Below are 20,173 nucleotides of genomic sequence, written 5' to 3'. Positions count from 1 at the left end.
CCGACCACGAAAGACCCACCGGCACTGGGAAAGCCCGCACCACCCGGCGACACGGGACCACCCCGCCATACCCAGAACCACACAACCGGATTCGCGACGCAATCGCATCTCAACGCACGACTGCCATCACCCTCGACGAAAAATCCGGGCTAATGCGGGCTCAGGGAGCTGTGTTGGCGTGCGGAGTGGTTCATTGTCGGGGTGGTGTGGTGAGTTTGCGGAGTTGTTCGTCGTGGCGTTTGACGCGTGCGGCGAGTGCTTCGACGGCGGTGCGTAGGTGGGCGACGTCGGTGGCCAGGCCGGTGAGGGTGCGGGCGTCGGTTTGTCGGGTGCGGTGTTCGTCGACGATGGCGCGGAGCTGGCGGTCGCGGTAGAGGGTGGCGCGGCTGATCTGGGCGTGCTCGGCGACGGCGGTGAAGGTGATGGGCTGGCCGGCGGTGGCGAGGTTGGCGCAGACCCGTTCGACGCGCAGCAGGGCGGGTTCGTTCATGCGGATGCCGCTGCGGTGATGAGCGCGTCGAGTCGGGAGACGAGCTTGCGGTGGCGGTCGGCTTCGTTGATCCATCCCCGTTTTTCTGCGTCTACGGCCAGATCGTGGGCGTCGATGCGTTGGGCGGCAAGGACAGCGAGGTGGGTGGCGTCGGTGTGGAAGCTGGGACAGTGTTCGCAGATGTTGGCATACGGGCAGGACCCTTGCGCGGGTGCGCGTAGGCAGTATCCGCCGGCCAGGCGGGATTTGATGGCCGGGGTGTCTTTCCAGCCGGTGCCGGTGATATCGGTCAGCGGCAACCCGACTGCGGTGGTGGTGGGCAGCGCTCCGATATGACTTTTGGCCAGGTCCAAGGCGCGTTCGTATTCGGTGCGTACGGTGTGGTCGAAGAGGTGGGCATATCGCAGACTCATCTGGGAGGAGACGTGGCCCAGCAGTGCCATGAGGGCCTGCAGCGATACTCCAGCGTTGATCAGTGCAGTGGCATAGGTGTGTCGCAGTTGATGCGGTGTGATGTGTCCTAGGCCAGCAGCTTGGGCTGCCCGGTTCAGTTCTTCGCGTATTGCGTTCTGGGACAGTCTTTTCCCGTGGTGAGTGAACAGGAAGTCGGCGGGGGCGCCGGTGCGGGGATGGATCATCGGTAGCCCGCAGGAGCGGGTTGTGGTGATGCGGTCCACGAGGGTGAGGACCTCGTCGTCGACGGGGATCATGCGTTCGGAGTTGAGCTTGCCGAGGGGAACTTTGAGCCACGATCCCTGGCCCGGGATCTCGTGGATGCAGTCGAGTTCGAGGTCGAGCAGTTCACCGATGCGCAGTCCGCAGGCCCGCTGCACCAGCAGGGCGTCAGCGGCGAGTCGGTAAGGTGATTTCGCCAGGGCGGCAGTGAGTGTGCGGTCTGCATCGACCGGTAGATATCGGGGCAGACAGCGGGGTGGGCGCGGCATGTCGGTGCGGAAGATCAGGCGCCGCGGTGGGGCGTCGTCCCATCCCCATTCGGTGATTTCGGCCAGGAAGTTGCCCACCGCGTGGATGCGTCGGATCCGGTCGGCGATGGTGATCGGCTCACCGGTGACGCTGTTGGTGGCGGTGGTCAGCGAGGTGATGAACGGCTCGATGTGCCGGCGGCGGTCCAGTTGGTTCAGCGAGGTCAGGCTGGGGTCGGTGGCGGCGAGGTAGCGGCCGAAATGTGCCAATCGGGTGGCCAGGGAGCTGACCGTTTTGGGCACGCAGGTGGCGTATTTGCGGTTCAGATAGGCCACGAACTCCGGCCGCAGCGCCGCCGGGACGTCGGCCATGCGCTCCTCGAGGGTCAACGGGGTGACCGCCGGAGGTGCTTGGTCGTCGAGGATGCCGAGGTGGAACAGGATCTGGCGGGCACTGTGGGTGGTGCTGCGATAGTGCCTGGCACCGCGGCCGGTGCGTTCCTGTCGGCTATCGCAAGCGTGCAGCAACTCTTGCAGATCATGTTCCCGCAGATCGGCCAGGGGCGGGCGGTCTGGATCAGCAGGCGGGCGATGATCTGCGAGCCGATCGCCGAAGCGACCCGCTGACTGAAACCCAATTCGGCTGCTGCGCGCAGGAACTGATCGAGGTCGGGTTGCAGGCAGCTGTCGGTCAGCTCGTGCCAGAGGCTGCAGAGTTTGCGGTGCACGAGGTAGTCGTAACCCGGTTGCAGCCGTCGGCTGACCATCAGGAACGTGATAAACGGCCGCGTCGAACAGTTCGCCGCCAACTGCTGCTGCAGTGGGATGTCGGCCCAGGTCTGGACTCGGGGCCAGCGCCGTAGAAACGATCGGGCGGCTTGGGCATAAGCGGTGTTGCCGCGGTCCCGGCGTTGTAGGTGAACCAGGTAGGCAGCGTAGATCTGCGCCGGTGTTTCAGGGGCGGGAACGTAATCGTGTTCGGGCAGCATCGTATTCCGCCTTGACGTGGATGGGTGCCAGATGGATGTAGCGGGCTGTGGTGTCGATGTGGGAGTGCCCGAGCAGAGCTTGCATCACCGCCAGATCCACCCCGGCCTCGGCCATCGCGGTGCCGAAGGTATGTCGTAACGCATGCGGGTGACCCGCGAGCACCCCGGTCTTGGCTCGGTGATACCGGAAGATTGTGCGTAAACCGGCCGCGGTCAAGGGTTGGCCCCGATGCGGGCCTTTCGCGACCAGGAATAGGAGGTTGCTGTCCGATTCGGGTCTTTCGACGAGCAGATAGGTTTGGATCAGCCCGGCGACCTCCACATCGAGAGGCACGCGGCGCTCCTTGGCGCCTTTGCCCATCACCTTCACCCAGCGGGCACCGATATCGACATCGGTCACGTTGAGGGTCAGCAGTTCTCCAGATCGAAGCCCGGACAACAACATCAGCCCAGCCAGTGCCCGGTCACGCCACGTCCGCAGGCTCGATAACAGCTGAGCGGTCTCGATGACGATTCAAGGCCCGCGGCAGCCGACGCGGTTCGCGCAGCCGCAGCGCCGATCGGCGTTTGGGCCGGACCAAATGTCCAAGCAAGCCGGTGCGTTCCTCAGCGCTGACCCGACGGGCTTCGCGGCCACTAGGGATCGGGCTCCGCAGCCTGGGGTCACGCAGTTCGCGGAACTGGTACAGGCCGGTCAATGCGGCAAGGCGGTGGTTGATGGTCATCGACGAGTAGTGGTCGTAGGCCGCGCCGGTCATCGACACCACATTGGCGGGGCGCCCCGCGATCGGAGTCTGCCGGCAGTGCCGCATGAAGTCCAGCACCGTCTCGGTGGTCACCGCACTCAATGTGACATCGACGTCGTCGAGCCAACGGCAGAATGCCAGCAGGTCATAGCCGTAGGCCCGCAGCGTGCGGGGAGAATAATTCCGGTCGGCCAAATACCCCAGGTACTCGTTGACCAACGCGTACTTCTCACAGCCCGGACCGGACAACACCCAGGCGACATCGGTGCCTGGTTGCAGACGCAGCTGATGCTGAATCGCCATAAGACAAGTGCAACCCCGCCGCCTACCGCCAGTCAAGCATTTTCCTTGCTGGCGTGTCGTTTACGTGCCTGCATTCTCCCGGATTAGCCGGTCAACAGGCAGTCGCCGACTGAGCCGATCGAGCCGGCAATGCCGGAGTCGCGCAGTGCATCGGTGAACGCCAACGATGTGTACTGGGCGGGTTCAATCGGTCGTTGCAACACCGGGTTGTTGGAGTGAGTGTAGCTGTTGGGCAAAGACTTCGGCGGGAGTCTTCCAGCCGAGGACCTTTCGGGGTCGGTTGTTGAGCGTCAGTGCGACCGCTTCGAGGTCTTGAGCCGACCATCGAGATAAGTCGGTGCCTTTCGGAAAGTACTGACGCAGAACGCCATTGGTGTTCTCGTTAGTAGGCCGCTGCCATGGCGAGTGCGGGTCGGCGAAAAACACCTTCGTTCCGGTGTCGAAGGTGAACTGGGCGTGCGCGGCCAACTCTTTGCCGCGGTCCCATGTCAACGTCTGACGCAGCTGCTTGGGTAGCTGTGCCAGTGAGGCGATCAGGGCAGCGTTCATCGCCTCGGCGCCGTAGCCGCTGAGCGCCGGCCCGTTCTTCACCGGCGGCGCCAGACCCCACCCCTCGAGGCGGGGAAGGTGAACCAGCATCACCGAGCGGCTCTTGCGTTCCACCACGGTGGCAATCGCCGACCGGCCCGCACCGATGATCAAATCACCCTCCCAATGCCCAGGAACTGCGCGATCGGCGGCTTCGGCAGGGCGTTTGCTGATCACGACGTCCGCGGTGACATGTCCCTGCGGTTTGTTCTGTGTCCTGGCCCGCGGGACCCGCAGCGCACGACCGGTCCGCAGGCACGCGACCAATTCCCGTTTGAGCGCCCCACGCCCCTCGATGAACAAGGACTGATAGATCGCCTCATGGCTGATGCGCATGGACTCATCATCGGGGAAATCCAGCGGTAAGCGGTGGGCAATCTGTTCCGGGCTCCATGCTGTCGACCACCGTCGGTCTTGTCGGTGCGGCTTGTTGCGGCCGTTCCAGGCCTTGGTCTGCGGACCTGCGACGGCGGTGCCGTCGGGTCCGCGGACACTGCCATCGAGCCGCTGCTGCACGTACTCACGCAGCTGCGGGTTGACTGCCAGTTTCGCGGGTTTCGGGCGCTTTGCTGCTTGCTGGGCCTTCCACTGCGCCACCCCTGCGCGGTACACCTGCGTGCCGCTGCGGGTGGCTGCGTTGCGCCGCAGTTCCCGCGAAACTGTCGAGGGGTCACGCTTGATCTCGCGGGCGATCTCACGCACCCCGGCGCCCTGGGCGCGTAGCAGTGCGATCTCCTCCCGCTCGGCGAACGACAGATACCGGCCCGTGGGCTCATCCAGACTGATCGGCGTCATGCCGCCAGCGTGGTGGAACCACCTGGTCGCCACCGGTGTCGACACGCCGACCTCTGCGGCTGCGTCGTCGGTGGAGACACCCTGGGCGATCAGCCGCCAAAACTGACGCTGCACCGACCGCGACGGGTCCGGGCGCCCTGGTGAGCGCATCGCAGGCCGCAACGCACGGTCAGCCGCCCACTGCCGTCGCCTACCAACCGATTCCGCGTCCTTACGCTTGGCCACACCACACCTCCGTGATCAAGGTGTTGCGACGACCAGTTGAATCCGCCCTGACTTCCGGCGTCGGAGTGATGAATCAAACCCGTTGTGGTGAAACGTAAATCAGTTCTGCGGCGGGTAAACACGGCTTGTTCGAGGACGCTAGTCACCAGCGGGGTGGCCTTGGTCGACATCACTCGCCAGCCCAGGATCCGCCGCGAGAACACATCGACACAGAACGCGGTGTAGACGAACCCGGCCAGTGTCCAGGTGTAGGTGAAATCAGCCACCCACCACTGGTCCGGACGGGCCGGCAGACTCCACTGGCGCTCGATCAGGTCCGGGTGCCGCGCCGCGGCGGGATCGGCGGTGGTGGTGACGGTGCGCCGCTTGCCGCGCACCGCCCCGGAGATCCCGCAGATACGCATCAGCCGGCCCACCTGATCCCGGCCAACGTCGTGACCAGCGTGTTTCATCGCATGCCAGAGCTTGCGGACCCCGTAGAGCCGCCGATTCTGCAGATAGAGCTGGTGCACGGTGTTGGCGGCGTGCGCGTCACCCCAGTCGGTGTCGCTGACCGGGCCGCGGGCCTTAGCCGCGTAGTAGGTGGACGGGGCGATCGTGACGTCGTGCTCGGTGAGCACAGCACAGATCGGGTCGACCCCGAAACGGTCCCGGTGAGCGTCGATGTACTCGACGATCACCGCAGTCGGCGGTCGACCTCCGCCGCGGCGAAAAACGCCGATGCTGTCTTGAGAATCTCGTTGGCCCTGCGCAATTCAGCGTTCTCTTTACGCAGGGCTGCTAGCTCAGCGGCCGGATCACCCGGCATCACGTCATCTGTGCGGTGGGTGCTGAAATGGCGGTCCTCGACCCAGTTCCGCAACGTCGCCTGATTGATGCCCAACAGCTCCCCGACATGTCGGCGAGCTGCCAACTTCGAGTCATCGGTCTGATCGAGACGATCGTGATACATCCGTACCGCCCGCTCACGGGTCTCTGGGTCGAACTTCCTCGGCGCAGCCACAACCACATCCTCCTGGTGCGATCACGATCTCCACCAGACCCAGGACGGTTCAGACAACCTGGTGCTGGTCTGCCCCCACCATCACCGGCTGCACCACCGCGGAGTCATCACCATCACCGGCCCCGCCGAGCGGCTCCGGGTCACCGACAGCACCGGCCGAGACCTCAAACCCGGATCCCTGGCCCGCCCACCCACCCAACCCCCACCAGCGGTGACGCCCTACCGCGGACCCACCGGCGAACGCATCAGCTGGCGCTGGTACCCCACCTACCAACCCCCACCACCGACCACCAATTGACCTGACCTCGTCCCCGCCGGGACCCATGGAGATCAAGCCGGCGTCGCGGCTCGGACCTGCATCGCTGCTCGCCCGAGCGATGGATCAGTTACCTGTGCCGGGCGCCGTTCGATCCCGACAGCCCGAGGGCTGTCGCGGTGACACGCGTGATGCGGCAGTGGTCGGCTGCAGACGCGTCGGTGACCGGTTACAGGTGCTTGGTCGTCGGCTATTGAACGGGGCAGGCGTACTTGTGGGCGACCTCCATCACCCGCTGCTGCGCGCCGGGACCGATGACTCCTTGAGCAGCCAACTCCAAACCGATGTATCCCGGTATGCCGCCCACGCACGCCTGGTGAGCAACACGCCACGCGGTGTCCGGATTCAGGTTGTAGCCGTTTCGCTGCAGACCTTGCATATAGCCGTCGAACTCCGGCGTGCCCTGCTCCGGAATCGCGTACGCCGTGCCTGCCGTGGCGATTGCGACGGCCACCGCTGCGACGACAGGTGCGATCACACGTCTCAACGTCATCTCTCCTCCGGGCTCTGCCGCCGTTATCGCCTACACGTTCGCACAATCGACCCGGTCCAGATCCCGAAACGGCTGTTGCCGAGTTTGCGCAACGTGTACGTCCAGTCGGGACGATCCGCATCAGAGATGCGTCGACGTACGGCTTCGATATCCAGAGGCATTCCGATTTCGCGGTGGGCTTTATCAGCCACCGACGGTTCGCAGCACCGGCTTCGGGGAAGCCGAGAGTCGCGTCGTCCTAGACTGGCCGCGTGGCGAAACTGCAGTTGGTTCAGGAGCCGGCGGCCGATGCTCTGCTGGAAGACAATCCGTTCGCGTTGCTGGTTGGAATGCTCCTCGACCAGCAGATCCCGATGGAGGTCGCGTTCGGCGGTCCGAAGAAGATCGCCGACCGGATGGGCGGATTCGACGCGCAGTCGATCGCCGACCACGATCCCGACAAGTTCGCCGAGCTGTGCGCGCAAACGCCTGCGGTGCATCGGTTTCCGGGTTCGATGGCCAAGCGGGTGCAGGCCCTGGCGCAGGTGATCGTCGATGAGTACGGCGGCGACGTGACGGCCTTGTGGTCCGACGGAGCCGACGGGGCCGACGTGCTCCGCCGGCTCAAAGCGTTGCCCGGCTTCGGCGAGCAGAAAGCCAAGATCTTCCTGGCGCTACTGGGCAAGCAGTACGGCGTCACCCCGAAAGGCTGGCGGACCGCGGCCGGCGACTACGGCAAGGCGGGCACGCACATGTCGGTGGCGGACGTGACGGACCCCGGCTCGCTGCAGAAGGTCCGTGCGTACAAGAAGGAAGCCAAGGCCAAGAACAAGGAAGCGAAGGCGGCGAAGGCCTAGTTTCTCCTGCTCGGCGGGGCGCTCTCACACCGCGGCCGAATCACGACCTGTGTGCGGCTTCGGCGGAACCAGGGACGTCCAGAGCGGCCAGGTCGGACAGGATCCCGGCGACCACGCGTCCGGTCGAGGTGGCGGTGTCGAGCCCGTTGCGCAGGCAGCGCAGCGTGATCCCGCGGCGAGTCAGGTCGGCCACCGTCTGCGCCACCTCCGCCGCGGACCGTCCCAGCCGTTCGATCGTCACCACGACGACGACGTCGCCGGAGCGCGCGTAGGAGAGCAGCGCCACCAGTCCGGCCCGCATCTTCTCCACCGAGCCTGCGGTCTTGTCGGTGAAGATCCGGCGCGGATCCACGCCGGCCGCAGCGAGCTCGGCGAGTTGCTCGTCGAGGTCCCCGTTCGCGGCCGTGGCATAACCCAGCGTGACCGTCACCGTTCCAAGGTCTCACCTCGCGCGGGCGCCGTCACAGAGACTCGCCGTCGAACCTCTCGCGGGTTGCGAACTCCGCGACGGGCCTGCGCGTCAGCTTGCTGACCTGACGCTGAGGTTTGCCCAACGGCAGCACCGCGGCGACGGCATAGTCGTCAGGAATGCCCAGCAGCGCCTTCACCTCCGGTTCCTCGGCGACCGCCATGGTCGTCAGGACGCCGCCGTAGCCTTCGTTGCGGGCGGCGAGCAACACGTTCCACACGAACGGATACACCGACGCCCCGGCGACCAGACCAATCCGGTCGAGGTTCTGGTCGATCGCCGCGACCACGCCGAGATCGACGCACACCACCAGTACCACCGCCGCGCTGCGCAGCGGGGCCGTCATGTCGGCCGGCACCTCGGTGGCCGCGACCTGCTCTTCACTGATCTCCATGGGGCGCAATGGGTTCCACGGCCCTTCGCCGTTGCGCTTCTGGGCGACGTAACGTCGTGCGCCAGTCGCGCTCCGCGCCGCGAGCGCTTCCCGCGTGTTCCGGTCCCGGACCGCGATCACATGCACGCCCTGCCGGTTGCCGCCGCTCGGGGCGAACCTCGCGTTGTCCAGGATCCGGTGCAGCACGTCGTCGGGCAGCGGGTCCGCGGTGAACTGCCGGACCGCTCCGGTGGTGCGCATGACGTCGTAGAGGTCCATGTTGACGATCTTGTCTCATCGCCCGCCGGCGGCTGTGTCAAAGTGAACCCATGAAGACTCATCTCAACTGCCCCTGCGGCGAAGCGATCACCGGTAAGGACGAGGACGACCTCGTGGAGCAGGCCCAGAAGCACCTGTCCGAGGTGCATCCGGGTCGCGACTACGACCGCGAGGCGATCCTGTTCATGGCCTACTGATCCACGCCCCTGCGCGGCGCAGCGGGGTCAGGGGACGACGGTGGAGCCGATCGTCGGCATGAACTGGCACTGCTTCTCGGTCGTGGTGACCTGACCGAAGATCGTCGACATGATGCTGCCCGAACCGGTGTCGGCGATGGCGGTCAGCGTCGTCGGACCGTTGGGGTTCATGTCCGGGCGCGGCTTGAGGGTGACACTGCCGGACTTGCCGGTGGTCAGGTTCACCCATGTCGCATTGAGCGGCAGCTTCTGCTCGGCCGCCGGGCCGGGCGTGCCGATCGCGGTGAACACGTACGCAGTCTGGCCGGGGCCGGGTCCGGGCAGCGGGATTGTCGCCGGGCCGGCCACCGAGATCGCGGTTGCGAGCACATTGCCGCCGTCGGCAAGGCAGCCGTTGCTGATGGACGGATAGAGGAAGTCCTGCGTCACCGGTGCGTTCGGGCCGAGCCCGGGTGCAGCCGCCGGAGCACCAGGGGCGGCGGGGGCGGCGGGTGCGGCCGCGGGCTCCACCGGCGCAGCGACCGGCGTGGCCACCTCGGGTGCGGGAACCGGGGCAACGGGGGACGCGGGTCCCGGCGGCGTCGGGACCGCGGCCGGCGCGTGTGCCTCGGGCAGCGCGTGCGGCACGGCCTCGGGGGCTGGGCCGACGACGTGGGCGGGGTTGACGCCGGCGGGTAGGTGCGCCTCGGTACCCGGTACGGCGCCGGTCGCCGGGACGTGCGCGACGGGCTGAGCGACGAACTGATTGACCGCTGAGGCCACATCGCGCGACGGCTGCGGCGCCGCCATGTCCCCGGCGAACACGGCGGCGGCCGCCATCAACATCGATGCCGCATTGGTGGGATCAGAAGCCGCCTGCTGGATCACCGGCCCCAGGCTCTGCACGGCGGGCAGACCGGGGGCCTGCGACCCGTCAATCGGTGGCGGCGCCGCCGGTTCGGCGTGCGCCACCCCGGTCACGCCCATCGTCAGCAGCAGCGCGGATGAGCACACCGCCAGCTGGGTGGTGAGCTTCGTCGGGCTTGCTGACATGAGCCGGGTCGTAGGCATGATCCCCCAATACATCGGTGGTTTCAGATGGGTCGAGCTCGTTCAGTCGGTCACGGCAGGGCCGAGAGCGGGGTGAACAGCGGCGGTACCGGAGCGGGAGCCGGCGCTGCGGCCGCGGGTGCGGCGGTGACCGGTGCCGTCGCGCCGGTCGGCAGCAGGCCGGCCAGCGATGTCCCGCCGGGCAGCAGCGAGGCCAGGCCGCCGGGGACGCCGAGCGAATCGGTCAGACCCGACAGCGGCGACACGGGAGCGGCCGCCGGAGCGGTCTGCGGCACCGTGGTGGTGTTGCCGACCGGCACGGTGGTCATGTTGCCGCCGGGCAGGGCGGTCGCGCCGGGCAGCACGTTCGCGGGCTGCGGGAGGTTGATCGACGCGGTCGCACCCGGACCCGAGACCGGGGTGGCCGGCGTCGTGGTCGCCGTCGCGGCCGGAGCGGTGCCCATCATGTTGGCGAAGCCCTGCATGATCTGCGTGGCGGCGGCCGGGTTGGCGGCCAGCTGCTGCAGGAACGGCAGGCCCGGCACCTCGGGAGCCGGCGCGGGGGCAGGCGCAGGAGCCGGTTGGGCGGATGCGGTGGCGCTCAGCGCCACGGGAGCCGACACCGCTCCAGCCGCTGCGATCATCGAGGTTGCGAACAGTTTCCGGGTGCGGTGCATGAAAGTTCTCCCATTCCGTCGGTGGCGCTTGATGGAGGCCGCGAATGACCGAGAAAGACACTGACGGCACGCCTGCACCCGAAGCTAGCCTGTTACTAGAGTTACTCAAGTGACAAGTGTGGCATTTATGGAACCGTTACTGAGGTGAAGGCGGACGGTGACCGCTCGCTAGAGTCGGTCGAATAAACACCACCGAATCCGCCACCCGGGCGACCGCTGGGCTACGGGCAGCGGCGCCCGCGCTGTTGGCCCTGAGCATCGCGCTGCGTCTGGCGTGGACCTACCTCGTACCCAACGGCGCCAACTTCGTCGATCTGCACGTCTACATCGGCGGGGCCGCCGAACTCGACGGGCCAGGCACGTTGTACGACTACGTCTACGGCGAGCAGACGCCGGACTTTCCGCTGCCGTTCACCTATCCGCCTTTCGCCGCGGTGGTCTTCTTCCCGTTGCACCTGCTGCCGTTCGGCGTCGTGGCGTTCGCCTGGCAGGTCGGCATCATCGCCGCGCTCTACGGCGTGGTGCGGCTCAGTCAGCGGCTGCTGTCCCCGGAATCGGCGCCCGGCGATCGGCGTGTCGCGATGTTGTGGACCGCCGTCGGTATCTGGACCGAGCCGCTGCGCAGCACATTCGACTACGGCCAGGTCAACGTGCTGCTCGTGCTCGCCGTGCTGTACGCGGTGTACACCTCGAAGTGGTGGCTGTCAGGCCTGCTGGTCGGGCTGGCCGCCGGGGTCAAGCTGACGCCGGCGGTGGCGGGGCTGTACTTCGTCGGTGCGCGGCGCTGGGCCGCGGTCTTCTGCTCGGCGGCGGTCTTTCTTCTGACCATCGGCGTGTCGGCGCTGCTCGTCGGGGAGCAGACTCGCGTCTACTTCACCGAGCTGCTCGGCGACGCCGACCGTGTCGGCCCGGTCGGGACGTCGTTCAACCAGTCGTGGCGGGGCGGGATCTCCCGGATCGTCGGGCACGACGCCGGTTACGGTCCCGTCGTGCTGGCAGGGATCGTGGTGACCGCGGTGCTCGCGCTGCTGGCGTGGCGGGCCATCGGCGGTGCCAACGACCGGCTGGGCGCCATCGTCATCGTCGAGTTGTTCGGTCTGCTGCTGTCCCCGATCTCGTGGACCCACCACTGGGTGTGGCTGTTGCCGCTGATGATCTGGCTGCTGCACGGTCCGCTGCGCGACCGGCTTGGTGCGCGGGTGCTCGGCTGGGGATGGTTGGTGTTGACCCTGATCGGGGTGCCGTGGCTGCTGAGTTTCGCCCAGCCGACCATCTGGGTGATCCCGCGGCCGTGGTACCTGGCGTGGGCAGGTCTGATCTACATCGTCGCCACGCTGGCGACGCTGGCCTGGATCGCTATCCGAGGATCCCGTCGATATCGCGGGCCATCTGCACGTCCTTGTCCGTGATGCCGCCTTCTGAGTGTGTGACCAAGGCGAAAGTGACAGTGCGCCAACGAATATCGATATCGGGATGGTGATCCTTTGCTTCCGCGTGCTCGGCCACCCGGCGGACGGCTTCGATCCCGTCCAGGAACGCGGGGAACTTGACCGATCGGCGCAGGGTTCCGTCGGCGCGCTCCCAGCCGTTGAGTTCCGGCAGGGCGGCGTCGACCTGTTCATCCGTTAACACAGCCATGAGCTCGACGGTATACCGTCTGGCGCGATGTCGAACGTGATCGTGGTGGCCGGTGCGCTCGTCGAGGACGGGGCGCTGCTTGTCGCCCAGCGCGCCCGCCCACCGGAGCTGGCCGGGCTGTGGGAACTTCCCGGCGGCAAGGTCGCACCGGGGGAGAGCGACGAGGCCGCGCTCGCACGCGAGCTGAACGAGGAACTCGGGGTCGACGTGACGGTCGGCGCCCGGGTGGGCGGCGACGTCGCCGTGACCGCGACGATGAGTCTGCGCGCGTACGTCGTCACCCGGACCGGTGGCATCGTGACGCCCCACGACCACCACGCGCTGCGCTGGGCGCGCGGCGAAGAGATCGAGGGCCTGCCGTGGGTGCCCGCCGACCGGGCGTGGCTGCCCGACCTGATCCGGCTGCTGAACGATCCCGTCGCGTGACGCAACCCCGCGGCGGGCCCGGAATGACCCTCAGAACAGCGGTTTCAGCGGCGTCCGCGCGGTCGCAGTTCACCAGTTAGCCGGCTTAGGTTCGCCTGCCGGTCGAAAATCAAGCTGCCCCAGATCAATTCAATATCGCCAATCGTGACACATCGCTGCGCAAAGATGTTTCGCTGGATCGGTGAGTACGGCGACAACGCCGGACATCGGCGCACGGCGGGGGCTCAATCTGGCGCTGGCCACCTGGGTTTCCGCGATCAACTTCTGGGCCTGGAACATGATCGGCCCACTGTCCACCACCTACGCCGGCGATATGTCGCTGAGCAGCAGCCAAGCCTCGATCCTGGTGGCCACCCCGATCCTGGTCGGTGCGCTCGGCCGGATCGTGGTCGGGCCGCTCACCGACCGCTTCGGCGGCCGGGTGATGTTCATCGCGGTGACGCTGGCGTCCATCATCCCGGTGCTGGCGGTGGGCATCGCCGGGTCGTCGGGCTCCTATCTGTTGCTGGTGGTCTTCGGATTCTTCCTCGGCGTCGCCGGCACCGTTTTCGCCGTCGGTATCCCGTTCGCCAACCACTGGTACGAGGCCTCCCGCCGCGGGTTCGCCACCGGCGTGTTCGGCATGGGCATGGTCGGCACCGCGCTGTCGGCGTTCTTCACTCCGCGCTTCGTCAACTGGTTCGGTCTGTTCACCACGCACGTGGTCATCGCGGTGGCATTGGCGGTGACCGCGGTGCTGTGCCTGGTGGTCATGCGTGACTCGCCGGACTTCACGCCCAACCACGACGCAGTGGTGCCGAAACTCAAGGCCGCGGCCAAGTTGCCGGTGACGTGGGAGATGTCGTTCCTCTACGCCGTCGTCTTCGGTGGATTCGTCGCCTTCAGCAACTATCTGCCGACCTACATCAAGACCATCTACGACTTCTCGGCGGTGGACGCCGGTGCGCGTACCGCCGGTTTCGCCCTTGCGGCGGTGCTGGCCCGGCCGGTCGGCGGTGCGCTGGCCGATCGCTTCGCCCCGAAGTACGTGGTGCTCGCCTCGTTCACCGGAACGGCGGTGACCGCGGCCGTCGCCATCTTTCAGCCACCGCCGGACTTCTGGTCGGCGGTCACGTTCATCACCCTGGCGCTGTTCCTGGGCATCGGCACCGGCGGTGTCTTCGCCTGGGTCGCCCGGCGCGCGCCCGCCCAGTCGGTGGGTTCGGTCACCGGCATCGTCGCCGCGGCCGGTGGACTCGGCGGCTACTTCCCGCCCCTGGTGATGGGGGCGACCTACGACAGCATCGAGAACGACTACTCCATAGGCCTGTCGCTGTTGGTGGCGACCGCGCTGATCGCGTTCACCTACACCGCGCTGCGGCTGCACGCCCATGAGCCACGCGTTGAGGGGGTTTCCCGGTGACCACCGCACCTCGGACCGGCGGCGTCGCCGAAGAGCTGCTCGCGCGCAGCGGCCGGTTCTTCACCCGCGGCGAGGTCTCCGACGATCTGCGCACCGTCGCCCGCCGCGGCGGCCGCGACGGTGACGTGTTCTACCGCGACCGCTGGAGCCACGACAAGGTGGTCCGCTCCACCCACGGCGTGAACTGCACCGGGTCGTGTTCGTGGAAGGTCTACGTCAAGGACGGCATCATCACCTGGGAGACCCAGGAGACCGACTATCCGTCGGTGGGACCCGACCGGCCCGAGTACGAGCCGCGTGGATGCCCTCGAGGCGCCGCGTTCTCCTGGTACACCTACTCGCCGACCCGGGTCCGGTACCCGTACGCGCGCGGTGTGCTGGTCGAGATGTACCGGGAAGCCAAAGCGCGACTGCGGGATCCGGTGCTCGCGTGGGCCGACATCCAGGCCGACCCGGAGCGGCGCCGGCGCTACCAGCAGGCGCGGGGCCGTGGTGGCCTGGTCCGGGTGGCCTGGGCCGAGGCCACCGAGATGATCGCCGCCGCGCACGTGCACACCATCAAGACCTACGGCCCCGACCGCATCGCCGGGTTCTCGCCGATCCCGGCGATGTCGATGGTCAGCCACGCCGCGGGTGCGCGGTTCGTCAGCCTCCTCGGCGGTGCGATGACCTCGTTCTACGACTGGTACGCCGACCTGCCGGTGGCCTCTCCGCAGGTGTTCGGTGACCAGACCGACGTCCCGGAGTCCGGTGACTGGTGGGACGCGTCGTATCTGATGATGTGGGGCTCCAACGTGCCGGTCACCCGCACCCCGGACGCCCACTGGATGGCCGAGGTGCGATACCGCGGCACCAAGGTGGTCAGCGTCAGCCCGGATTACGCCGACAACACCAAGTTCGCCGACGAGTGGATGCCCTGCGCGGCCGGCACCGACGGGGCCCTGGCAATGGCGATGGGGCATGTCATCCTCACCGAAAACTTTGTCCGCCAACGGGTCCCGTTCTTCGTTGACTATGTCCGCACGTACACCGACCTGCCGTTCCTGGTGAAGCTCGAAGCGCGTGCCGGCGCGCTGGTACCGGGCAAGATGCTGACCGCCGCCGATCTCGGGGAGGGTGCCGCGCAGGAGAACGCCGCGTTCAAGCCGGTGCTGCTCGACGGCGCGACGAATGACGTCGCGGTGCCGCCGGGGTCGCTGGGCTTCCGGTTCGGAGAGGCCGGCGAGGGCAAGTGGAACCTCGACCTCGGTGGCCTGGTCCCGGCGCTGACCGTGGCCGACGACTCCGGCCGCGGCGAGACCGCGGTGATCACGTTGCCGCGCTTCGACACCGAGGGTGGGCAGGGTGCCACCCTGCGGCGCGGGGTGCCGGTGCGCCGGGTCGGTGACCACCGGGTGTGCACCGTGTTCGACCTGATGCTGGCGCAGTACGGCGTGGCCCGGTCAGGTCTGCCCGGTGACTGGCCGGCCGGCTACGGCGACGCGGAGGTTCCCTACACCCCGGCATGGCAGGAGTCGATCACGGGAGTGGCTGCCGGACAAGCGATTCGGGTGGCGCGCGAATTCGCCCGCAATGCCGAGGAATCCGGTGGCCGGTCCATGATCATCATGGGTGCCGGGATCTGCCAGTGGTTCCACGGGGACACCACCTACCGGGCCGTGCTGGCGCTGCTGCTGCTGACCGGCTCGATGGGCCGCAACGGCGGCGGTTGGGCGCACTACGTCGGCCAGGAGAAGTGCCGGCCGGTCACCGGTTGGGCGACGATGGGCATGGCCACCGACTGGTCCCGGCCTCCGCGCCAGATGCCGGGCACGTCGTACTGGTACGCCCACACCGACCAGTGGCGCTACGACGGCTACCGCGCCGACGCGCTGGCCAGCCCGACCGGGCGGGGCCGGTTCGCGGGCAAGCACACCATGGACGTGGTGGCCGCCGCGACGGCGATGGGCTGGATGCCGTTCTACCCCCAGTTCGACCGATCCAGCCTTGATGTCGCCGACGACGCCGAGGCGGCCGGGCGTGACATCCCGCGGTACGTGTGTGAGGAGCTGGCCGCGGGGCGGCTCAAGCTGGCGGTCACCGACCCGGACGATCCGGCGAACTGGCCGCGGGTGCTCGACGTCTGGCGGGCCAATCTCCTGGGCTCGTCGAGCAAGGGTAACGAGTACTTCCTGCGCCATCTGCTCGGCACCACCTCGAATCTGCAGGCCACCCCGACCGAAGAGGCGCTGCGCCCCCGAGACGTCGCGTGGTCGCCCGAGATCCCGGAGGGCAAGCTCGATCTGTTGATGTCGATCGACTTCCGCATGACGTCGACGACGCTGCTCTCCGATGTGGTGCTGCCGGCGGCCACCTGGTACGAGAAGGCCGATCTGTCCTCGACCGACATGCACCCCTTCGTGCATGCCTTCAGTCCGGCGATCGACCCGCCGTGGGAGACCCGTTCGGACTTCGACGCATTCGGCGCCATCGCCCGCAGCTTCTCGGCACTGGCGCGCACCCATCTGGGCACCCGCACCGATGTGGTGCTCGGCGCCCTTCAGCACGACACACCCGCTGCTATGGCGTATCCCGCGGGCGTGCAACGCGATTGGCGGGAGACCGGTGAGGTGCCGGTGCCCGGCAGGACCATCGGCCCGATCACGGTGGTCGAACGCGACTATCCGGCGGTCGCCGACAAGTGGGCGACACTCGGGCCGCTGGTGGACCGGTTGGGCGTCACGACGAAAGGCGTGACCACCTGGCCGGTGCAGGAGGTCGCCGAGCTGTCCAAGCAGTTCGGCGTGCTGGGCTCGGGTCCGGCGGCCGGCCGTCCGGCGATCACCACCGCCGAGCGGATGGCCGACGTCATCCTCGCGCTGTCCGGGACCTCCAACGGGCGGTTGGCCGTCGAGGGATTCCGCGAGTTGGAGCGGCGCACCGGCACGTCACTGGTGCATCTGGCCGAGGGCAGCGAGGAGCGCCGCATCACCTATGCCGACACGCAGGCCAGACCGGTGCCGGTGATCACCAGCCCGGAATGGTCGGGCAGCGAGACCGGCGGCCGCAGATACGCGCCGTTCACGGTCAACATCGAACAGCTCAAACCGTTCCACACCCTGACCGGCCGGATGCACTTCTATCTGGACCACGACTGGCTGGAGGAACTCGGCGAGCAGCTGCCGGTGTACCGGCCGCCGCTGGACATGGCCCGGTTGTTCGGGGAGGGCGCCGTGGGGGACCGCGACGGCATCGGTCTGACCGTGCGGTACCTGACCCCGCACTCCAAGTGGTCGATTCATTCGGAGTATCAGGACAACCTGTTCATGTTGTCGCTGTCGCGAGGCGGGCCGACGATGTGGATGAGCCCGGCCGATGCCGCCAAAATCGCCGTGCGCGACAACGACTGGGTGGAAGCCGTCAACCGCAACGGTGTCGTGGTGTGCCGGGCGATCGTCAGCCACCGCATGCCCGAGGGGGTGGTGTTCGTCTATCACGCCCAGGAGCGCACGATCGACGTGCCGCTGACCGAGACCACCGGTAAGCGGGGCGGCATCCACAACTCGCTGACCCGGCTGCTGGTCAAACCCAGCCACCTCGCCGGCGGGTATGCCCAGACGGCGTTTGCGTTCAACTACCTGGGCCCCACCGGGAATCAGCGCGACGAGGTCACCGTCGTGCGGCGGCGCTCGCAGGAGGTGGTCTACCAGTGAAACCGATGGCCCAGATGGCGATGGTGATGAACCTGGACAAGTGCATCGGGTGCCACACCTGCTCGGTGACCTGCAAGCAGGCGTGGACCAACCGGCCCGGCACCGAGTACGTGTGGTTCAACAACGTCGAGACCCGGCCCGGGCAAGGTTATCCGCGCACCTACGAGGACCAGGACCGGTGGCGCGGCGGTTGGGTGCGGGACCGGCGCGGCCGGTTGCGGTTGCGCGGTGGCGGACGATTCAGCAAGCTGCTGCACATCTTCTCGAACCCCAAACTGCCGTCGATCGAGGACTACTACGAGCCGTGGACCTACGATTACGAGACCCTGACGAATGCGCCACTGGGCGAACACATCCCGGTCGCGCCACCGCGCAGCCTGATCAGCGGCGAGCCGATGAAGGTCGAGTGGTCGGCCAACTGGGACGACAACCTGGGCGGCTCACCCGAACTGCTCTCCGGCGACCCGGTGCTGCGTCAGGTCAGCGAGCAGGTTCGGCTCGAACTCGAGCAGACCTTCATGTTCTATCTGCCGCGGATCTGCGAGCACTGCCTGAACCCTTCGTGTGTGGCCTCGTGCCCGTCGGGTGCGATGTACAAGCGCAGCGAGGACGGCATCGTGCTGGTCGATCAGGACAGCTGCCGCGGGTGGCGGATGTGTGTGTCCGGATGCCCTTATAAGAAGGTGTATTTCAACCACAAGACGGGCAAGGCCGAGAAGTGCACACTGTGCTATCCGCGCATCGAGGTGGGATTGCCGACGGTGTGCTCGGAGACCTGTGTGGGCCGGTTGCGCTATCTGGGGTTGGTGCTCTACGACGTCGACCGGGTGCTGGAGGCGGCCTCGGTACCCGAGGACACCGATCTCTACCACGCACACAAGTCGATCCTGTTGGATCCCAACGATCCCGAGGTGATCGCCGCCGCCCGCGCCGAGGGGATCTCCGATGAGTGGATCGAGGCCGCGCAGCGTTCCCCGATCTACGCGCTGATCCACACCTATCAGGTGGCGCTGCCGTTGCACCCGGAGTATCGGACCGTGCCCATGGTCTGGTACATCCCGCCGCTGTCGCCGGTGGTGGACGCGGTCAGCCGCAGCGGTCACGACGGCGAGGACGTCGGGAATCTGTTCGGCGCCCTGGAGGCGCTGCGCATCCCGATCGAATACCTGGCCGGACTGTTCACCGCGGGCGACACCGCGGTGGTCGAGGGTGTGCTGCGGCGCCTGGCGGCGATGAGGTCCTACATGCGCGACATCAACCTCGGCCGCGACACGCAGCCGCACATCCCGGAGTCCGTCGGGATGACCGAGGAACAGATGTACAACATGTACCGGTTGCTGGCCCTGGCGAAATACGATGAGCGCTACGTGATCCCGACCGCGTACGCCACCGACGGGCTCCCCGGGATCGAGGAGCCGGGCTGCTCGTTGTCGTTCGACGGGGGACCGGGCATGTACGAGTCCGGGCCGTTCGGCGAGGCCAGCGGCGTGCCGGTGCCCGTCGCGGTGGAGACCTTCCACGCACTGCGCCACCGGCAGACCAGCGAGCACATGGCGGCCAACGAGTCCCGTCCGTCCCGGGTCAACCTGCTGAACTGGGACGGACGCGGCGCACCCCCCGGGTTGTTCCCGCGGAACGGGGACCGCGGATGAGACTGCGCAGACGCTCTCCGCTGACCGACCGGCTGGTGTGGCAGTGTGCCTCGCTGGTGTTGAGCTACCCCGACACTGGGCAGCTGGAGACCGCCGCCGAGCTGCTGTGCCATATCGACGGTGCTGCGGCCGAACAACTTTCGCGCACGATCGAGGCGGTGCGCGGGGTCGATCCGATGGGCGCGGCCCAGCGGTATGTCGCGACGTTCGACATGCGCCGGCGCGCCACCCTGTACCTGACGTACTGGACCGCGGGGGACACCCGCAACCGCGGTCGCGCGATGCTGGAGTTCGCCGACGTCTACCGGCATTCCGGTGCCCGGATGCCGGCCGGTGAGGCGCCCGACCACCTGCCGGTGGTGCTCGAGTTCGCCGCCACCGTCGACCCCGACGCCGGGCGGCGCCTGCTGAGCGAGCACCGGGTCGCTCTCGAGGTGCTGCATCGGGCACTGGCGGAGGCGGACTCTGCGTATGCTCCGGCGGTCGCGGCGGTGCTCTCGACGCTGCCGCCGGCCACCGACGGCGAACTGCGCCGCGCGCACCGGTTGGCCGCGGACGGTCCCCCCGCCGAAGCCGTCGGACTGCAACCGTTCACGCTGACCGTCCCCCCGCGCCGGGTCGCGGCCGGCGCC

19 protein-coding genes, 3 pseudogenes and 1 other annotated feature are annotated in these 20,173 nt (G+C 67.6%); of the genes and pseudogenes, 9 read left to right on the top strand and 13 right to left on the bottom strand.

Translation table 11 applies throughout. The annotated features are described in order from the left end of the window. Positions 1 to 190: 190 nt before the first annotated feature. From KXD97_RS30865 to KXD97_RS30835, 7 genes and pseudogenes are all read right to left on the bottom strand, one after another. On the bottom strand, positions 191 to 490 hold the full coding sequence (locus KXD97_RS30865) for a hypothetical protein (RefSeq protein ID WP_260754051.1): 300 nt from the start codon (positions 488 to 490) through the stop codon (positions 191 to 193). Then, entirely contained in the window at positions 487 to 1,785 is a 1,299-nt protein-coding gene (locus KXD97_RS30860; RefSeq protein WP_260754783.1) for a site-specific integrase, read from the bottom strand. Before KXD97_RS30860 ends, KXD97_RS30865 begins: the two co-directional genes overlap by 4 nt. 14 nt (positions 1,786 to 1,799) lie before the next feature. Next, entirely contained in the window at positions 1,800 to 2,402 is a 603-nt protein-coding gene (locus tag KXD97_RS30855; RefSeq protein WP_260754782.1) for a hypothetical protein, read from the bottom strand. Then, positions 2,368 to 2,847, bottom strand: a complete 480-nt coding sequence (locus KXD97_RS30850) for a tyrosine-type recombinase/integrase (protein WP_260754781.1) — start codon at positions 2,845 to 2,847, stop codon at positions 2,368 to 2,370. The genes KXD97_RS30855 and KXD97_RS30850 overlap by 35 nt, the downstream gene beginning before the upstream one ends. A gap of 19 nt (positions 2,848 to 2,866) precedes the next feature. Further along, positions 2,867 to 3,451, bottom strand: coding sequence for a site-specific integrase (locus KXD97_RS30845; protein WP_260754780.1), 585 nt, complete (start codon positions 3,449 to 3,451; stop codon positions 2,867 to 2,869). A gap of 183 nt (positions 3,452 to 3,634) precedes the next feature. Next, on the bottom strand, positions 3,635 to 4,984 hold the full coding sequence (locus KXD97_RS30840; RefSeq protein WP_234713714.1) for an IS30 family transposase: 1,350 nt from the start codon (positions 4,982 to 4,984) through the stop codon (positions 3,635 to 3,637). A gap of 122 nt (positions 4,985 to 5,106) precedes the next feature. Then, positions 5,107 to 6,062: pseudogene (locus KXD97_RS30835) on the bottom strand (IS3 family transposase); the annotation flags it as partial. Further along, positions 5,647 to 5,778: a sequence feature (AL1L pseudoknot), on the bottom strand. It overlaps the preceding pseudogene by 132 nt. 52 nt (positions 6,063 to 6,114) lie before the next feature. Here KXD97_RS30835 and KXD97_RS30830 point away from each other — a divergent pair. After that, positions 6,115 to 6,360: pseudogene (locus KXD97_RS30830) on the top strand (HNH endonuclease); the annotation flags it as partial. Positions 6,361 to 6,568: 208 nt separating this feature from the next. Here KXD97_RS30830 and KXD97_RS30825 read toward each other — a convergent pair. Continuing rightward, entirely contained in the window at positions 6,569 to 6,871 is a 303-nt protein-coding gene (locus KXD97_RS30825; RefSeq protein ID WP_260754779.1) for a DUF732 domain-containing protein, read from the bottom strand. A 251-nt stretch (positions 6,872 to 7,122) separates the two neighbouring features. Here KXD97_RS30825 and KXD97_RS30820 point away from each other — a divergent pair, with 251 nt between their 5' ends. Then, positions 7,123 to 7,707: an HhH-GPD-type base excision DNA repair protein gene (locus KXD97_RS30820; RefSeq protein WP_260754778.1), complete on the top strand. Its 585-nt coding sequence runs from the start codon at positions 7,123 to 7,125 to the stop codon at positions 7,705 to 7,707. A 40-nt stretch (positions 7,708 to 7,747) separates the two neighbouring features. Here KXD97_RS30820 and KXD97_RS30815 read toward each other — a convergent pair whose 3' ends face one another. Next, the gene (locus KXD97_RS30815; RefSeq protein ID WP_260754777.1) at positions 7,748 to 8,137 is read right to left on the bottom strand and encodes a recombinase family protein; all 390 of its coding nucleotides are present in this window, start codon (positions 8,135 to 8,137) and stop codon (positions 7,748 to 7,750) included. A 31-nt stretch (positions 8,138 to 8,168) separates the two neighbouring features. After that, on the bottom strand, positions 8,169 to 8,828 hold the full coding sequence (locus tag KXD97_RS30810; protein WP_260754776.1) for a nitroreductase family protein: 660 nt from the start codon (positions 8,826 to 8,828) through the stop codon (positions 8,169 to 8,171). A 50-nt stretch (positions 8,829 to 8,878) separates the two neighbouring features. Between KXD97_RS30810 and KXD97_RS30805 the strand changes: the two genes are divergently transcribed. Then, positions 8,879 to 9,025: a DUF1059 domain-containing protein gene (locus tag KXD97_RS30805; RefSeq protein ID WP_082753974.1), complete on the top strand. Its 147-nt coding sequence runs from the start codon at positions 8,879 to 8,881 to the stop codon at positions 9,023 to 9,025. A 27-nt stretch (positions 9,026 to 9,052) separates the two neighbouring features. On the opposite strand, the gene KXD97_RS30800 is transcribed toward KXD97_RS30805, so the two are convergent. Next, complete coding sequence (locus tag KXD97_RS30800; protein WP_260754775.1) at positions 9,053 to 10,057, bottom strand: hypothetical protein; 1,005 nt, start codon at positions 10,055 to 10,057, stop codon at positions 9,053 to 9,055. A 68-nt stretch (positions 10,058 to 10,125) separates the two neighbouring features. Further along, a complete protein-coding gene (locus tag KXD97_RS30795; RefSeq protein WP_260754774.1) occupies positions 10,126 to 10,731 on the bottom strand; it encodes a hypothetical protein in 606 nt (201 codons plus the stop codon). 182 nt (positions 10,732 to 10,913) lie between these two features. Between KXD97_RS30795 and KXD97_RS30790 the strand changes: the two genes are divergently transcribed. Next, positions 10,914 to 12,140: a mannosyltransferase gene (locus KXD97_RS30790; RefSeq protein WP_260758240.1), complete on the top strand. Its 1,227-nt coding sequence runs from the start codon at positions 10,914 to 10,916 to the stop codon at positions 12,138 to 12,140. Here the strand turns inward: KXD97_RS30790 and KXD97_RS30785 are convergent. Beyond that, positions 12,088 to 12,369, bottom strand: a complete 282-nt coding sequence (locus KXD97_RS30785) for a 4a-hydroxytetrahydrobiopterin dehydratase (RefSeq protein ID WP_260754773.1) — start codon at positions 12,367 to 12,369, stop codon at positions 12,088 to 12,090. The two genes, KXD97_RS30790 and KXD97_RS30785, sit on opposite strands and share 53 nt — an antisense overlap. Positions 12,370 to 12,396: 27 nt before the next feature. On the opposite strand from KXD97_RS30785, the gene KXD97_RS30780 reads away from it, so the two are divergent. The 5 genes and pseudogenes from KXD97_RS30780 to narJ form a co-directional block, all read left to right on the top strand. Next, on the top strand, positions 12,397 to 12,795 hold the full coding sequence (locus KXD97_RS30780) for a (deoxy)nucleoside triphosphate pyrophosphohydrolase (RefSeq protein ID WP_260754772.1): 399 nt from the start codon (positions 12,397 to 12,399) through the stop codon (positions 12,793 to 12,795). Between the two features lie 205 nt (positions 12,796 to 13,000). Next, complete coding sequence (locus KXD97_RS30775) at positions 13,001 to 14,197, top strand: NarK/NasA family nitrate transporter (protein ID WP_396885556.1); 1,197 nt, start codon at positions 13,001 to 13,003, stop codon at positions 14,195 to 14,197. Continuing rightward, the gene (locus tag KXD97_RS30770; RefSeq protein WP_260754771.1) at positions 14,194 to 17,889 is read left to right on the top strand and encodes a nitrate reductase subunit alpha; all 3,696 of its coding nucleotides are present in this window, start codon (positions 14,194 to 14,196) and stop codon (positions 17,887 to 17,889) included. The genes KXD97_RS30775 and KXD97_RS30770 overlap by 4 nt, the downstream gene beginning before the upstream one ends. Further along, positions 17,886 to 19,541, top strand: a complete 1,656-nt coding sequence (narH, locus tag KXD97_RS30765) for a nitrate reductase subunit beta (protein ID WP_260754770.1) — start codon at positions 17,886 to 17,888, stop codon at positions 19,539 to 19,541. The genes KXD97_RS30770 and narH overlap by 4 nt, the downstream gene beginning before the upstream one ends. After that, positions 19,538 to 20,170, top strand: a pseudogene (gene narJ / locus KXD97_RS30760) (nitrate reductase molybdenum cofactor assembly chaperone); the annotation flags it as partial. The gene narH and the pseudogene narJ, both read left to right, overlap by 4 nt. Between the last annotated feature and the right edge of the window lie 3 nt (positions 20,171 to 20,173).

It is taken from the genome of Mycobacterium sp. SMC-8 (genome assembly GCF_025263565.1).
Lineage (GTDB): Bacteria > Actinomycetota > Actinomycetes > Mycobacteriales > Mycobacteriaceae > Mycobacterium.
Note: the sequence above shows the minus strand (reverse complement) of the source record. Positions and strands in the feature narration are given on the sequence as shown.

What these genes read in the sequence shown, in the direction of transcription:
- KXD97_RS30865 (WP_260754051.1), bottom strand. Translation starts at nt 490, where the DNA reads ATGAACGAACCCGCCCTGCTGCGCGTCGAACGGGTCTGCGCCAACCTC.
- KXD97_RS30860 (WP_260754783.1), bottom strand. Translation starts at nt 1,785, where the DNA reads ATGGCCGACGTCCCGGCGGCGCTGCGGCCGGAGTTCGTGGCCTATCTG.
- KXD97_RS30855 (WP_260754782.1), bottom strand. Translation starts at nt 2,402, where the DNA reads ATGCTGCCCGAACACGATTACGTTCCCGCCCCTGAAACACCGGCGCAG.
- KXD97_RS30850 (WP_260754781.1), bottom strand. Translation starts at nt 2,847, where the DNA reads ATGTTGTTGTCCGGGCTTCGATCTGGAGAACTGCTGACCCTCAACGTG.
- KXD97_RS30845 (WP_260754780.1), bottom strand. Translation starts at nt 3,451, where the DNA reads ATGGCGATTCAGCATCAGCTGCGTCTGCAACCAGGCACCGATGTCGCC.
- KXD97_RS30840 (WP_234713714.1), bottom strand. Translation starts at nt 4,984, where the DNA reads ATGCGCTCACCAGGGCGCCCGGACCCGTCGCGGTCGGTGCAGCGTCAG.
- KXD97_RS30825 (WP_260754779.1), bottom strand. Translation starts at nt 6,871, where the DNA reads ATGACGTTGAGACGTGTGATCGCACCTGTCGTCGCAGCGGTGGCCGTC.
- KXD97_RS30810 (WP_260754776.1), bottom strand. Translation starts at nt 8,828, where the DNA reads ATGGACCTCTACGACGTCATGCGCACCACCGGAGCGGTCCGGCAGTTC.
- KXD97_RS30805 (WP_082753974.1), top strand. Translation starts at nt 8,879, where the DNA reads ATGAAGACTCATCTCAACTGCCCCTGCGGCGAAGCGATCACCGGTAAG.
- KXD97_RS30800 (WP_260754775.1), bottom strand. Translation starts at nt 10,057, where the DNA reads ATGTCAGCAAGCCCGACGAAGCTCACCACCCAGCTGGCGGTGTGCTCA.
- KXD97_RS30795 (WP_260754774.1), bottom strand. Translation starts at nt 10,731, where the DNA reads ATGCACCGCACCCGGAAACTGTTCGCAACCTCGATGATCGCAGCGGCT.
- KXD97_RS30785 (WP_260754773.1), bottom strand. Translation starts at nt 12,369, where the DNA reads ATGGCTGTGTTAACGGATGAACAGGTCGACGCCGCCCTGCCGGAACTC.
- KXD97_RS30780 (WP_260754772.1), top strand. Translation starts at nt 12,397, where the DNA reads ATGTCGAACGTGATCGTGGTGGCCGGTGCGCTCGTCGAGGACGGGGCG.